Annotated in this window: 14 protein-coding genes and 1 riboswitch; of the genes, 4 read left to right on the plus strand and 10 right to left on the minus strand. The window is 53.1% G+C overall.

From position 1 onward, the window contains the following. Positions 1–161: 161 nt before the first annotated feature. Together DFQ01_RS10200 and DFQ01_RS10205 are read left to right on the plus strand one after the other, a co-directional pair. Entirely contained in the window at positions 162–482 is a 321-nt protein-coding gene (locus DFQ01_RS10200; protein WP_110043781.1) for a hypothetical protein, read from the plus strand. Between the two features lie 199 nt (positions 483–681). Continuing rightward, positions 682–1,146, plus strand: a complete 465-nt coding sequence (locus DFQ01_RS10205) for a hypothetical protein (protein WP_110043782.1) — start codon at positions 682–684, stop codon at positions 1,144–1,146. Positions 1,147–1,272: 126 nt separating this feature from the next. Here DFQ01_RS10205 and DFQ01_RS10210 read toward each other — a convergent pair whose 3' ends face one another. The 6 genes from DFQ01_RS10210 to DFQ01_RS10235 form a co-directional block, all read right to left on the minus strand. Further along, complete coding sequence (locus DFQ01_RS10210) at positions 1,273–2,082, minus strand: ABC transporter permease (RefSeq protein ID WP_110043783.1); 810 nt, start codon at positions 2,080–2,082, stop codon at positions 1,273–1,275. A gap of 6 nt (positions 2,083–2,088) precedes the next feature. Next, a complete protein-coding gene (locus DFQ01_RS10215) occupies positions 2,089–2,907 on the minus strand; it encodes an ABC transporter permease (protein WP_110043784.1) in 819 nt (272 codons plus the stop codon). Then, positions 2,904–3,962 carry an ABC transporter ATP-binding protein gene (locus tag DFQ01_RS10220; protein ID WP_110043785.1) on the minus strand — a complete coding sequence of 353 codons (1,059 nt, stop codon included), beginning with the start codon at positions 3,960–3,962 and terminating at the stop codon, positions 2,904–2,906. Before DFQ01_RS10220 ends, DFQ01_RS10215 begins: the two co-directional genes overlap by 4 nt. Before the next feature lie 347 nt (positions 3,963–4,309). After that, a complete protein-coding gene (locus DFQ01_RS10225) occupies positions 4,310–4,813 on the minus strand; it encodes a C40 family peptidase (RefSeq protein ID WP_110043786.1) in 504 nt (167 codons plus the stop codon). A 4-nt stretch (positions 4,814–4,817) separates the two neighbouring features. Beyond that, positions 4,818–4,978, minus strand: a riboswitch (cyclic di-AMP (ydaO/yuaA leader). A 224-nt stretch (positions 4,979–5,202) separates the two neighbouring features. After that, positions 5,203–6,021, minus strand: coding sequence for a hypothetical protein (locus DFQ01_RS10230; RefSeq protein WP_110043787.1), 819 nt, complete (start codon positions 6,019–6,021; stop codon positions 5,203–5,205). Between the two features lie 15 nt (positions 6,022–6,036). Further along, positions 6,037–8,100, minus strand: coding sequence for a M1 family metallopeptidase (locus tag DFQ01_RS10235; protein WP_110043788.1), 2,064 nt, complete (start codon positions 8,098–8,100; stop codon positions 6,037–6,039). 304 nt (positions 8,101–8,404) lie between these two features. Between DFQ01_RS10235 and DFQ01_RS10240 the strand changes: the two genes are divergently transcribed. Then, positions 8,405–8,923: a YwhD family protein gene (locus DFQ01_RS10240; protein WP_110043789.1), complete on the plus strand. Its 519-nt coding sequence runs from the start codon at positions 8,405–8,407 to the stop codon at positions 8,921–8,923. A gap of 267 nt (positions 8,924–9,190) precedes the next feature. Here the strand turns inward: DFQ01_RS10240 and DFQ01_RS10245 are convergent, their stop codons facing one another. The 3 genes from DFQ01_RS10245 to DFQ01_RS10255 form a co-directional block, all read right to left on the minus strand. Next, a complete protein-coding gene (locus DFQ01_RS10245) occupies positions 9,191–9,673 on the minus strand; it encodes a C40 family peptidase (RefSeq protein ID WP_110043790.1) in 483 nt (160 codons plus the stop codon). A 327-nt stretch (positions 9,674–10,000) separates the two neighbouring features. After that, entirely contained in the window at positions 10,001–11,491 is a 1,491-nt protein-coding gene (locus tag DFQ01_RS10250; RefSeq protein WP_110043791.1) for an alpha-N-arabinofuranosidase, read from the minus strand. A gap of 205 nt (positions 11,492–11,696) precedes the next feature. Further along, positions 11,697–12,218 carry a hypothetical protein gene (locus DFQ01_RS10255; RefSeq protein WP_110043792.1) on the minus strand — a complete coding sequence of 174 codons (522 nt, stop codon included), beginning with the start codon at positions 12,216–12,218 and terminating at the stop codon, positions 11,697–11,699. 211 nt (positions 12,219–12,429) lie between these two features. On the opposite strand from DFQ01_RS10255, the gene DFQ01_RS10260 reads away from it, so the two are divergent. Next, positions 12,430–13,629, plus strand: coding sequence for an acyltransferase (locus DFQ01_RS10260; RefSeq protein WP_174812475.1), 1,200 nt, complete (start codon positions 12,430–12,432; stop codon positions 13,627–13,629). On the opposite strand, the gene DFQ01_RS10265 is transcribed toward DFQ01_RS10260, so the two are convergent. Next, positions 13,623–14,780: a glycerate kinase gene (locus DFQ01_RS10265; RefSeq protein ID WP_110043794.1), complete on the minus strand. Its 1,158-nt coding sequence runs from the start codon at positions 14,778–14,780 to the stop codon at positions 13,623–13,625. The two genes, DFQ01_RS10260 and DFQ01_RS10265, sit on opposite strands and share 7 nt — an antisense overlap. Positions 14,781–14,875: the final 95 nt, after the last annotated feature.

Raw genomic sequence — 14,875 nt, forward strand, 5'->3', positions numbered from 1 at the left:
TGGCGTTTCATCGGCAGCGGTCATTTGGTGTGAATGTTCAATTTAATGAAATTAATCTCATGAAACACTTATTACCTATTGAGATGTTATAATTAAAATAATTGAACTTTTCAGAGTACTTCGTCAATACCAACCCTAATTCGAGGCAGGAGGTTTTGCTGATGCGTGGAGGAAACGAAAATTCAAATGTAGGTTTTACAAAGGTTCCCATTCAAATTCCGAACGATTCACGCTACATTGATCCCGTTGTTGATTACATCCGCAGAATCATTAAGCCCGATCAGCTCGTAACAACCGATTCGCATTGGGATTACTATCTGGGCGAAAGTGTCGAGTTTACGAAAGACGGTGTAGATATGGCTTATGAGTGGAATGAGTCATGGGGCCATGAACTGACGACGAAGGCCAAGACAGAACAAGCTGCGAAGGCGCTGCGAGAGACAGCGGCTAGTATTACGGATCATATTAAGCGGGTTCAATAAGCTAGAGCGATTGAGGCATGATACAGTTGAATACAATCGTCCCATAAGAAGGTCCCGCTCATTGTGAACGGGATCTTTTGTATTTTACGCTAGTTCTTTTCATTTATAATGATTGGTTCTTTTGGATCGGAATGGCTATCATTGGCCGGGCATATGTTCATTCGGGGGTCAAATTTCGGGACTGAAAGGTGGATGATTAATGAAAAGAAAGTGGCTCGCAGCGTTTACTGTGCTTTTGCTTGTTGTCATGATGAGCTTCACGGTATCCAGCTCAGCGGCGCCTAGCACTTATGTGCACGGCGTCTTCTCGACTAGCCCGCTCTATGTGAAGGACGGTGTAACCGGCAATTGGTTGACGGCGACGAGCGGCAATGCAATTGCAAGCTGGACGGAGAATCCGCTCAGCTCGGGCGATCAAGGTTTCTTCAACGCGATTGTGTATGTAGGCAGCGTGAAGTACGAATTCCGACTCGTCAGTCTAAGCGCGACGACTACTGATCAGATCGACGGTACTTTCGATATTTATGTCAATAACACGCTGACCGCAACGGTCAATGGGACGGTGTATGGCCTCAGCCAACCAGTAGGCAACTACTTCAAGTTTTATGACAGCGCATACAACTGGCACGTGTCTGCCTATATAACAAGTCGACTCGATTATTAATCGAGCGTCTGTAACGGCTGACGGCCGCAGTGCGGCTGCCCCCACCGCAGCGCGGCAATAACAACAAGGGCCCTCTAGCGATAAGAGGGCCCTTCTCGAATTGAACTCGCGGCTATTGATGAGCGGTCAATTGCCTGCGCTCTCATACTTGCGCATTCCGATTCGGAATAGCACGTAGGCAACCGCCGCGCAATAAATTGCGGCTACTGGCGGAGCCATCCAGATCCACGGACTAGTCGTTTTGTCGAACAGATAATAAGCCGGGAAGAAGCTGACGAACGCGAACGGTACGAGGACGGCGACAAGCAATTGAATGCCCATCGAGAAAATCGTAATCGGGTATTTCGCGAACTCCCCCAGATTATGAATCATAATCGGAAAGGCGTTGCCGGCGTTTTTGATCCAGAATGCGCTTGTGTTGGCCGCCAAATTGATCGATACGCGGATGGCAACGGCTGTGATGATGAGTAAGATAGCGATAACGATTTTGCCGAAGGACCAGTGTAGATCGACCTTGGTTAGCGCTTGTCCAATCATGATAAAGCCAATGATGATATTGCCGATACCGTTCATTCCGATGCCGTTAGTCAGCACCTGGAGAATAGGGGATACGGGACGCAGCAGCATAACATCAAGCTCCCCGCGGTTGACGAGACCGCCAAGCCGCCAGGTTCCTTCAAAGAATAAAGAGCCGAACCCTTCGGTTAGATAGATCATGGCATACATAAAGACAACTTCCCAGAACGTCCATCCGTTAATATCCGGAATCCGATTATAGACGACCCATAGGAATACGATGCCGAGCATCTGCGTCAGAACGGCGGAGACGATCATAATGAAGAAGTCGGTCTGATATTCGAGAATCGCTTTCAGTTGTGTGCCGAACAATCTGCGATATAAGAAAAAGGTACGTCTTGCTGAGCGAACAATGGACATGCCGAATCAACCTCCATGAATCGTAATCTGCCGCACTGCCCATGACCACATGAGTTTGCCGCAAAGCCATAGGACGCATGCCCATACGCATTGCACGGCAAGCAGCCCAAGCGCGCCCCATGCGCTGACCTCTTCGAGATAGATGGCTGCCGGTGTATGTACGATGCCTTGGAATGGCAGCACCAGCGCCAGTTTCTCCAGCCAGTCTGGGAAGAAGGAGAGCGGCACGAGCGCGCCAGAGAACAGGCTCGTCACAGCCATCCGTGCCCATACAATTCCGAGCGATCCCGTCGACCAGAAGCAGAGCAGTCCGGCCATGTAGACGATGCCGAACTTGACCATCAGCGAAGCAAGCACACTGAGGATGAACAGCAGGCTATGGATGAAATCCGGTTTCAGTATGCCGGATGCAGAGAGTACGACGATGAATGTAAGGATAGCGGTAAGCCCGCCTTCGATAACGGTAGAGCCAAGCGTTTCAGCGAGCCGCGCCTTCTGGAAGTCGAGCGGCTTGAGCAGATCGGCGGAGACGCTGCCATCGAGAATTTTGCCAGATATACGCGATTCGGAATAGTAGGACAGCAGCGAGTTGCTGATGAACGAGATGATGAGATACGTCTTCATCTGCGTCCAAGACATACCGGCGAGCTCGTCGCGTCCAGCATAGATGGCACTCCACAGTGCATACATGGCGATGAGCAGGACGAAGCTTGAGGCAAAGTTAACGACGTAGGACAGGCGGTAAGCCAGCGTATTTTGCATGGAACGCGTTGCAATGCCCGTATAGGCCCGCCAAGAACGTGGAAGCCGAAGCCAGGCGTTCATCGGCGACTCGCCTCCGTTCCAGCGGCTGTTTCTTTATCCGCGTGCTGTTCATCGAGCGTGATGTGGCCCTCGTACACCTGCTTAATGACGTGCTCGATGCCGGGCTCATCGATCCGGAAGTCGACGACTTCACCGCAGCGCATCACAGCCGATGCGACCTCGCTCGCTGTAATGTGGAAGCGGTCGAATCGCAATGAAACATGCTGTCGATCCAGCTTCTCGGCAGTCACCTTCGGCATATGATCAAGCGCTTCGCGGAGTGCGGGAAGGTCGGCGCTCTGCAGCTGGAAGTGAATGACCCGTTCGCGGGCGAAGCGGTCCTTCACAGCGGCAAGCGTACCATCATAGATCAAGCTGCCCTGGTCAATGATGACGAGACGGTTGCATAGATCCTCGATGTCGCCAAGGTCGTGTGTGGTCAGCATAACCGTTGTCCCGTGCTCTTTATTGGAGGCACGGATGAACTCGCGAATGCGCTGTTTCACGGCGATATCGAGGCCGATGGTCGGCTCATCGAGATAAACGGTGCGTGGGTTGTGCAGCAGTGCTGCGGCGAGATCGGCCCGCATCCGCTGACCGAGCGACAGCTTGCGTGCCGTCAGGTGGAGGAAATCCTCCATGCCTAGCAGTTCGATGAACTGATCCAAGTTGCGTTTGTATTGTGCATCTGGAATTTCATAAATATCTTTCAGCAGCGAGAACGTTTCTGAGATCGGGATGTCCCACCACAGCTGTGTTCGCTGCCCGAATACTGCGCCGATCGTACGCGCATTCTCCATCCGATTACGATAAGGATCAATGCCGCCGACGCTGATCGTGCCAGCGCTTGGGATGAGAATGCCGGTTAGCATCTTGATCGTTGTAGACTTGCCGGCGCCGTTCGGACCGACGTAAGCGACAGTTTCGCCTTCCTCGATGTCGAGATCAATGCCCGCGACAGCCGTTTTATCGACATACTTCTGGGTGAAAAGATGTTTGACCGCACCAGCGAGACCTGGCTCTTTCACCGCTTGTCGGAACTGCTTCGTCAGCTGACGAATTTCAATAAAGCTCATTGGATGACCCCTCTCTATTGTCTATTCAGACCCGTAAATCATCACAGTGGAATAATAGAAATTCCATATTATATGAAATAGTATATGAATTCAACAGAAAAGAATAGTAGAAATAATGATGTAATCGCTAGTGTGAAGCGGTTGAGTAGTGGGATTCATTAGCTTGCGTGGGGAAGGCAGGTGGATAGGATACATAAAAGTATCCTTAAAAGTATGCTAACTAGCTCGGTTGGCGGGAGGCAGGCAATGACGCGCCATAAATCAGCATAAAATAACAAACCCCGCTCGAAACCGAGCGGGGTTTGTTATCGGCATGGCGAACCATGCATATCATGCAGCTTTGCTTCTTAGTCTACGTCCGGACCGCCATCGGCTTGGTCGGACGGATCATTGGCATACTTCTCATAAGATGTAGCGTTCATGACACGGCGTGCAGTCAAGTAACGCTTAACATAATAGGAGTCGCTCAGGCTGCTGATAGTAACGCCTTTGGAGGAGGAAGCATGAGCGAATTTGCCATCGCCAACATAAATGCCGACGTGGGAAACGCCTTTGCCGCTCGTATTGAAGAATACGAGATCTCCTGCACGCAGGTCGTCCTTGGCAACTTTCTGGCCAAGTTGGCTTTGATCATAGGACGAATGAGGCAGAGTGATACCGAGTTGCTTAAATACATACATCGTGAAGCCCGAGCAGTCAAAGCCTTTGGCCGTCGTGCCAGCTGTCTGGTACGGCGTTCCGTAAACGCTATCAACTACGGTGTCGAGCTTCGAGTCCGCGAAAGCGCTTCCTGCTTGGAAAGCAAGAAGAAGTGCGAGACCCAGGAAAATTGCTGTAATCTTGTTGCGCACGTTGAAGTGCTCCTCCCATTGCCTACGAGGTTAGCTGTGGGGTTCGGTTGAAGGTCCCCTATGATTCCCTCAGACCGGCTTGTCCAACGGACATACGCGGTCGGGCTCAATTCACCCAGTGTGGTTCCCCCGTTTTCGTACACGGAAATTCGGCAGTGTTTGATTGTACAAGGGGTAATAATTCGTAGTTTATGAAGAAAATCCTTCCTGCGTGTCGAATTTCTAATAATTCTCATGAATAGAGTAGGAATTCGTAAGTTTTATGAGAGAATCTCTCATTTTAGGGCCGGAAAACTCGAAAAAGGACCGCGCTTTCACAGCTGCGGTCCTTCTATAGGGCGACACTATCAAACTCGAATGTTGTAGGACAGAGAGGAGGGCTTGTCAGCTTATGTTTGAGAACGGGACTGGAGACAGTCATATTGAGAGGCAATCGTCCATACTTTAAGCAACGTTTTCACGAATCGGTAGCCTTGATGCACGACGATTGCCAGGAAGCCTGCCCAGAGCAGCGAAGCAGAGAAGACAAACAGTCCCAAGGCGCCAATCGCACACCATAAGAAGAGTGACATGCCGATGTAGGGCAGGAAATGTCGGAAGGCTCGCCACAATCCATTGAAGGCTCCGCCGCCGGAGGCGGCACTAAGCTGCATCGCAAGGAAGAATAGGTGGAGCAGAACCCCCCAGGAAAGCCAGCCAGACGCTGAAGGCAAGAGCTCCATGATGATGCTCTTCACCGATACGCCAGAGAGTATCGTCGACAATGCGCGTGGCAGCAGCCAGTAGGCAGGCGCAAGTGCAAGCAGCGACTCGACCCAGTAGAGAATTGTAATCGGCAGCCAAGCGCGGCGCATGCCTTGCAGGAAGCGGGTTCCTTGCTCGGTCGATGCATGATGCAGCGAGTGGAATAGTCCCGCGTTGAGCAGCGGTGTCAACAGCATACGGAGTACGATAAGGCCGGCGAATGTCCATAAGTAGGGTTGAATTAGATCAGTCTTCATGAGGCGAAACTCCGCTTCATACACGTACAGCCGAGCTGCAGATGCGGGCATCCCGCTGCCCGGATAGCGGCGCAGCAGCGGGATGATGATGCCGTCTACAAACCGATACAAGAAGAAGCCCCACAGCAGCTGGTAGACGAATAGAACGATAATAATATACAGATGACGGACCGTTAGCGACCAGCCGGCTTTCAAATGCTGCTTCATACGGATCGTTCCTCTCTACCAGCCGAGTGCGCCAATGAGGCTGTCGAGCAGCTTCGCGGCGCCGAGGCTCCAGCGTGCCTGTGTTTGCTCCGGCAGCTCGGCTTTCAAATAGTTATTGAAATGTCGATTGTCGAGCACATTCGTGTTCTGAGGATCGACAACGGCCCAATCCAGCGGCGCTGTATGGACGAACTTGAACTGTACGCTTCCTTCGGTGCCATCCCAAGTGCGGGTCATCGTTGTGCCGTCGGTGAATCGGAACTTGACCGGTACGGGGCCGTAGCTGCCGCCCAGCCGCCGCACCTGTACGACGGATTCATACTGTGTCGTATCGTCCGGCTGGCGAACGGTACGCACATCGATGCTCTCGACTGCGAAGTCGGCCATGAGACTGCCGTACACATATTGGCGGAAATAGTCGCTCCACTTCGTCTTCGTCACCTGCTCCACGACACGCTCGAAATCGGCGGTGGATGGGTGATTGAACTTGTACTTCTGGAAGTAGGTGCGCATGATCTTCTGCATCGTCTTGTCGCCGACGAGCTTCTCGATGCCGACCAGTACGAGCTTGGCGCGCATGTACACATTTTCTGCATAGTGATCATGGCTGTGGTAGCTCCAAGACAGCTGCTTCAGCGGTGCAGGGTCGGTCATATAGCTTGATTCAAGCGCAAGGTTCGGCAGTACGCCGTACTCGGTTTCCATTACTTTGTCTTCGGCATAGGAGGTGAAGCCCTCATCGAGCCACGCTTCCTCGAACTCGTTGGATGCGACCATACCGTACCAATATTGATGGCCGATCTCATGGACGACGGTGCGTTCGAGCGAGTACCCCGGATTGTCATCCTCAGCGGCAAAAGCGGTAACGAGCGTCGGGTACTCCATTCCACCTGCGCCGTTGCCTCCTTTTGGCGGTACGACGATCGAGAGGGTCGAATACGGATACTGTCCGTACCACTGTGCATATTTAACAAGTGCAGACTTAGCGGCATGCAGGTAACGGTCCTTCAGACCGGCGTGCAGTGGATCGAGATACAGCTTTATGCGAACGCCCGGTATGCCCGGTGCGGAGAGCGAATCCTCTTCGTATACAAAATCAGGAGATGCCGCCCATGCGAAATCATGCACATCATCGGCATAGAATTGATAGCTCTTATAGCTGCCATTTGTCTGAATCGGCTTTGTTTGGAAACCTGTCGCTGCTACAATGTAGCGCTCCGGCACATGAATGTTGACGCTGTAGATGCCGAAATCGCTGTAGAACTCGGAGTTGCCATGGTACTGATGCGCATTCCAGCCTTCAGCAGCCCTGCCGCGAGTACCTGCCGTCTCATAGACAGCCAGCTTCGGAAACCATTGACCGGCCATGACGAAGTTGCCGGCGTAGCCCATTCGTGCGAACACTTCCGGGAGCTGTACCTCGAAGCTGAGCTTCAGCGTGACGCTCTTGTTCGGCTGAACAGGCGTTTGCAGCCGCAGCTTGGCCAGCGTCTGATCGTCCGGATTGCCGTCGTCCGGCTGAACGTAGTGGAGGCGAGGGAGTAAGCTGTCTCCTTGCTCGGTAATGAGCGAAGTAATCGTCATCGAGCCGAAGCTGTTCGATGTCGCATTATCCTCGCGCAGCTTGCCGCCCGACTCTCGCATGAAGGATGTTTTGGTCGATTGGAACGCGTTCGGATACAGATGCCAGTACATCTCGGACACTGGCTTACGACCAGGGTTCGTCCATGTGACGATCATGTCCCCGTTCAGCTTCTTGCCGGACTCGTCCAGCTTCACGTCGATGTGGTACTCGGATACGCGCTTGCTGAGCGTCTGCTCGTCCGGCTTCATGACCGTGTTGGGCTCAGGCGTCTTGCTGCCCGTTGATGGTGTCGGCGATGGTGAGGAAGGGACGGCAGCGCCAACCTCAATGGGATTCATGCTGACAAGAGAGCCATCCAAACCCGAAGCTGCAGGCTCATAAGCGTACGTATACTCGGATGTCCATGCATCGCCGAACCATGGGGCTGACGTAAATACAAGCACAGCGGCGAGGAGTAGTAGCACCGCAGTTCCTTTGAAATGCCGTGGAGTCATTGAACGATTCCCTCCCGTTGACAAGCAATCTAAGGCATGTATATGTTTGCTTTTCGAAGATTATTAGCTAAAATGGAATTATTGTGCGGCAGCAAGGTGAACCGGCTGCTCCCTGTCCATTTCGGCGGGGCAGCGGCGTTTCATACCGGAGAGATACAAGAAAGTTTTAGTTGACGATAAAGGCTTTCTTGGATTAAGGACAAACCCGCGCACGGCGCGGCCTCGCGGGCATAAGACTGACTGCCGAAGGCGTTAGGTGCCAGATTGTCGGAGGCACATGAAGAGCGGAAAGGTGTGAATCAAGATGGAACAGCAAGGACAAGGCGGGCAAGAGGCGAAACCGAAGAAGTCGCTGTCGCTGAACGTTGTCAGCAGCAAAGAGCATCGTGGATTCGGCGCAGGCTCGATCGATTTGAGCCAAGTGTCTCCCGTTATTATTGATGGTGATACAGCAGTTATTGATGTAGGTGCGATGCACGCGAAGAGCAAGATCGAGAAGGGCATCAAGTTCAGCGCGAACAAGGAAGATGTGCCGAACGGCCGCAAATGCTGGATCGTATGGATCGCGGTAGACCGCAATGAGGAAGGCTCGCTGTATGGCGGTGCAACAGCTTGCGAGATGCTCATCGATACGGAAGCGCGCCGCGGCTGGAAGCTGCTGGCGGATCACGTGAACCGGCTTGACTATGCGATCAAGCGCCGTTTCATGCTCGATGGACTGAACGCAGAAGAGAAAGCTGCGCTTCGTACGCTGCTCGTCGAACACAACCAAGAGTGGTGGGATCGTTCGTCCGACGCGTTGAAGCAAGCGCTTGAGTCGTAGGATAACTAGTTAGAATAGAAGAAGGCCAAGGAGAATGCTGTAGAGCAGTTCCTTGGCCTTTTTCTGTATGGACGAAACTAATCCATTTCACTGTACACCGTAAATTGCCAAGCTCATATTCAGCTTCAATTCAGTTACCTCTGTTAGGATAACTGTAGAAACAAAAGACGCCCAGGCAGCGGGGGAGCGCTGTTCCGGACGTCTAGGGAATGAATCAAATGAATGAAGCAAGCATGCAAGGTGCAAATTAAAACAGATTAAGAAAGACTAAGCTACGCGACGAGCCGTATTGTAGTACTTGCTCCACCAGCCGGACGTGATCGACGAGATTTTAACGCCGCCTGCACCGTACGTGTGAATGATTTTGCCATTGCCGATGTAGATACCAACATGGTGAGTTGGCGAGTAGAAGAAGACCAGGTCGCCAACCTGCAGGTTGCTCTTCGACACATATTTGCCAACTTTAATTTGCTTCGTCGTATCGCGTGGCAGCGTAACGCCAATCGTCGAGAATACACGCTTCGTGAAGGACGAGCAGTCGAACACAGCAGTCGTCGACGTCGAAGCACCGAATTTATATGGTGTGCCGAGATATTTTTTTGCTACCGATACGATTTTCGATTTCTCAGATGCCGTTGCTGCGTGCGCCTTTTCTGTCGGAAGGATACCCCCAATCGATGCTGTCGAAACGGTCAGTGCCAAGAACGCCGCCGCCAATGTTTTGCCCATTACCGATTTGTTGAAGTTCATGTTTATATCTCCTCCGCTTTATGTTTTGTCTAGCTGTCGTAGGGCTACTATAGCACGTCCGCGATTACCTAATTTGTGCCAAAGAGGAGTCAAACCGTTGGTATTGCTGCATTGGTAACGCATTCTTAAAAATGAATGAGAGAACCTTCATTAAGGGCTAATTTGGTAGTTTGCTAGCGAAAAGGGCGCAAAGCCGCGCCAAATCAGGCATTAGGGCGGATTGTAAGAGTAAAGCAAAAGGGTGTCCCAAGCCATGTGAACGCGGCTTGGGACACCCTTTTGCTCATTAAATAGGGGTGATTCGATAGTCCTGATAGGGACGAATCATTAAGCTTTCAGTGCAAGCGAAGTAACCGAACGTGCTGGCAGGTCGAGGCGAAGCACGCCGTCTACGAGCGTGAACGCTGTGAATGGAACTGGCTTCACAACTTCAGGATTGTCGAACGTATTGCAGTCGCGCAGCTCGTTGCTCGTCAGTACACGGCCTTCGATCGACGAGAACGTTTGGCCGCGCAGCTCGATGCTGATGCTCACTGCGTCAGCGTGGTGAACATTACAGATACCGAGGTTAATCGTACCGTCTGCTGCTTTGGAAGCCGTCATACTTACTTGATTGATCGAACGGCCGTCCATTTCGTACACGGGGCTGTCATAGTTCAGTTGAATTTGCTGCGCGTCTTGGTGCACCTTGTACATTTCGAATACATGGTACGTTGGCGTCAGCAGCATACGAGGGCCATCCGTCAGTGCTACAGCTTGCAGCACGTTAACCGTCTGCGCGATGTTCGCCATATGGAGACGATCGTTATGGTTGTGGAAAATGTTAAAGTGCAGACCCGCAACAAGCGCGTCGCGCATCGTGCTTTGCTGATACAGGAAGCCTGGGTTCGTTCCTGGCTCTACGCCGAACCAAGTGCCCCACTCGTCAAGGATGATGCCGACGCGTTTCTTAGGATCGAACTTATCCATAACCTTCGAGTGGCGCGTGATGAGCTCGTCCATGAAGTACGCTTTGAACATCGTTTCGAACCAGATGCCCTCGTCGAATTGAAGCGCAGGCTTCTTCTCATCTTCCCACAGACCTGGGTACGTATAATAATGAAGGCTCAGCCCGTCCATATGGTTGCCGGCACGCTCCATGAGTACTTCTGTCCAACGGTAGTCGTCCACGTTAGCGCCGCATGCGATGCGGTAGATCTTGTTGTCGCCATAGTTGCGGACGTAAGTCTGGAATTGGCGGTACAGGTCAGCGTAGTATTCGGGACGCATGTTGCCGCCGCAGCCCCAGCTTTCGTTGCCTACGCCAAAATATTTGAGCTTCCAAGGCTTCTCGCGGCCGTTCTCACGACGCCAGTTCGCCATTGGCGATTCGCCTTCGAAGGTCATGTATTCAACCCACTCGGACATCTCTTGCACCGTGCCGCTGCCCACGTTGCCGTTGACGTAAGGCTCGCAGCCGAGCAGTTCAACAAGGTGCATGTATTCATGCGTACCGAAGCTGTTGTCTTCAACGACGCAGCCCCAATGCGTGTTAACCATGCGCTTGCGGGACTCAACAGGACCGACGCCGTCTTTCCAGTGGTACTCGTCAGCGAAGCAGCCGCCCGGCCAGCGCAGAACAGGGATGTTCAGGTTGCGAAGCGCTTCCAAAACATCGTTGCGGATACCGCCCGTATTCTGAATTTCTGGATTGTCGCCAACCCACAAGCCTTCATATATGCAGCGTCCGAGATGCTCGGCGAAATGGCCGTAGATGTTGCGGTTAATCGTACCGGTCGTCAGATCAGCGTTCAATACAGCAGTGTGTTTCGTTGCCATCAGTAATCGCTCCTTAACATGTGTGAATGTGATGGATTCTGTGGAATCCTGGGTTCAATGGATTAATAAATACATTAATCGATTGATGAATTTGTTTATCCAACAACTAACATCATCATAAAGAGCGTGTCTCAGCTTGTCAATATGTATAAACAGAAGACGCCCGATTGATCCACGATGGGATAACCGGGCGTCTTATTGTACACTAACTGATCGCCAGCCATACGCAAAGCACGGAGATGACGGTATGCAGAAGACAGAGTAGTGGGTGCTGCCGAACACGAAGCCACAGTCTTGTAGTAGCACGGCACATCGCGATGGCGGTTACGATGGTCGCAGCGACTAATAAGTCGCTGGTCCATTTCAGCAGGAGACCATTCGCACCCAATAGGCTGCTCGTGGTGCTGCTAATCGTATGGTTATCGTGACTAAACAGTGGAGCGGTGCCGTCCGAACCAGTCTGTGTGCCAAGCAGCAGGGCAAGCAGCGGCAATGCGAGCAGATGGATAACATGCGCGATAAGTACGATAATAGCTCCGGCGATCGGAGTGAACCGACGCTGCGCAACGAATCGATTGCGGAGTGCAGCTGCTATTGAGCCGTTATTAGAAGGTAAGCGATTATGCAAAGCTGCTTCGGAAGCAGCATGAATTTCAAGTGCAGGCTCGCGATCGGTGTGGCAAGCGCCGGATACGTTGTGCTGCAAGGGGGTCGAGTGTTCGGACATCGTTTCCAGCCTCCTCACGCTTCAAGTGGGATGGAACAGTATATGTCCGCTGGCTGGTCCGTTATGTACGTAATGTGCGTGAGAAATAACAGTTTGAATTAAAGGGAATTCGTCGCTGGTGCAGAATAATCACATTTATTGATTAATGACAAGTATATATGAAGAAACATCCGACTTGGGGCTCAGACAGATAAGGAGAGAATCTACAGACATGGCTGCTAGAGCGAGAGGAAGACTGCCAGAGCTGGACAGTCTTCGTGGGATTGCGATTTTAGGTGTTCTTATGGTGCATGCGACTTCCGTCGCAGTAGGAGCGCTGCCGAACTCAACGGCAAAAACGGTGTACATTGTACTCAACACGTTATCGCTATTTTGTGTACCCGCATTTATTTTTTTATCCGGCTTCGTACTATTCTATCAGTATGTTGATAAGCCACTGACACCGCGCACATTGGGTGATTTTTATTTGAAGAGGCTTAAGCAGCTAGCAATCCCTTATGTATTCATTTCGCTCGGATATGAGCTTTGTACCATTGCTATGAGTCATAAGACGTGGGAGCCGATGACGCTGCTTCAGCAGTTCGGCAAGCATCTGTTGTACGGCAAATCCTACACTCATTTATACTATGTCATTATTACGTTACAGCTGTATGTGCTGTTTCCGCTGCTGCTGCTATTATTCCGTAAGCTGCGTGTTGCGGCTTGGGCGGCCGTACCGATCGGTTTTGTCATCCAATGGACGTTCTATCTAATGAACCGGGATTACTGGCATCTTGCTGCTAAAGCAAGCTGGTCGTTCACCTACATCTTCATCTTCATGCTGGGAGCGTATCTTGGGATGAAAAGTACGACCTATCAGCGATGGTTTCATAATAAGCGAGAAGATGTGCCGGATAAGCGACAAGGAACCACGGCTTTGGCTAAGGTTGCTGCAGCTGTCGTTGGATTGCTGTGGCTGGCGTCAACTGCTGGGTTTCTCTGGTTGTACATTGCCTATCGGACGGGCAAACCAGTGCCCGAAGGGTATTGGTTCGAGATTGGGTACCAGCTTTATACGTCACTGACGACGATTGTTTTGTTAAAAGGGTGTGCCGTCTTGAATCGTAGCGCTGTCTCAAGAGCCATCGCGAAGAGACTTCAGCAGCTAGGCGCGCTTTCGTTCGGGATTTATTTGATCCATCCGCTCTTCTTGTTGTTATACCGCCGTTATGTTCCAAATTCAGGCTGGCCACCTGCTTATCATCTATGGATAGTTGGCGGTTACATAGCTGCACTTGGCCTATCCATTGGGGTACTGCTTTTCATGTTTCGGTACGTCCGTTGGTCTTGGGTTCTACTTGGTCCGACACCAGCGGGTTATGGACCTTCCTCGCCTAGAATCTCTTCTTTGGCGGAGAAAAAGGGTCAATGATGATCGCCCTTCGTGCTGCGTATAAGCCGGAATAGCTCGCGCGTCGTACGTCGCATGCCTTGCAGAGCTGTCTCCGGCTGCATCGCCTGTTCGAGCGGCATCGGCCCCGGCCCAATCGGCAGCGCAGTCGTAATGCCGTGCGAAGCGAGGGCGTCGGCTTCCGGCGCGATGCTGCCTGCGAGGGCGATGACGGGGATGCCACGCGCGGCGGCTGCGGCTGCCACGGCGAGCGGCGCTTTGCCGCGCGCGGTCTGACCGTCGAGCCGGCCCTCGCCGGTAATGACGAAGTCGCAGTGCGGGAGCAGCCGATCGAAGCCGGCTGCTTCCAGCACGAGCGCCGCGCCGGGGCGCATCGCCGCGCCGAGCAGGCCGGCGAAGGCAGCGCCAAGCCCGCCGGCTGCGCCAGCGCCGGGGATGCGCTGCACGTCGCAGCCGAGCTGCTCGCGGCAGACGTCCGCGAAGCGGCGCAGCCCGGCGTCGAGCTGCAGGACAGCGGCCGGCGAGGCGCCCTTCTGCGGCGCGAACACGTGCGCGGCCCCTTCGGGGCCGTGCAGCGGGTTATCGACGTCGCAGGCGACCTCGATGCGTACGCTGCCGTCCGCGAGACGCGGATGCAGCCCGCTGCGGTCGATTGCCGCGAGCGACGCGAGCGCGCCTCCGCCGCGGGCAATGTCGGCGCCGTGCGCGTCCTGCAGTGCGCAGCCGAGCGCCTGCAGCATGCCCGCGCCGGCGTCGCTGGTCGCGCTGCCGCCGAGCCCGACGATCAGCCTGCGGCAGCCGCGCTCCAGTGCGTCGGCGATCAATTCGCCGACGCCGAAGGTTGTCGTCGCGAGCGGGTCGCGCTCCTCGGGTGACACGAGCGTCAAGCCGCAGGCTGCCGCCACTTCGATGACGGCAGTAGCGCCGCCGTCGAGCAGGCCATACCCGGCTTGGACAGGCTCGCCTAGCGGGCCAGTTACCATTAGGTCGACGCGTTGTCCGCTCGCTGCACGGATAAGCGCATCTACCGTACCCTCGCCGCCGTCAGCGAGGGGCACGGTAATAATTTCCGCCTCCTCGAATACATCCCTCACGCCTGCCGCAGCAGCCGTTCCTGCCTCGATAGAGGAAATGCTGCCTTTGAATGAATCGATTGCAATGACGACCTTCATGTGGCTGCTCCTTCGCATTTTTTATAGAGACGCCCGATCAATAACAGTTTACACACGAGAGTATACCAGCAATATTCGCCTATCAAAAGAAGAGC

Source organism: Paenibacillus cellulosilyticus (genome assembly GCF_003182255.1).
GTDB classification, from domain to species: domain Bacteria; phylum Bacillota; class Bacilli; order Paenibacillales; family Paenibacillaceae; genus Paenibacillus_T; species Paenibacillus_T cellulosilyticus.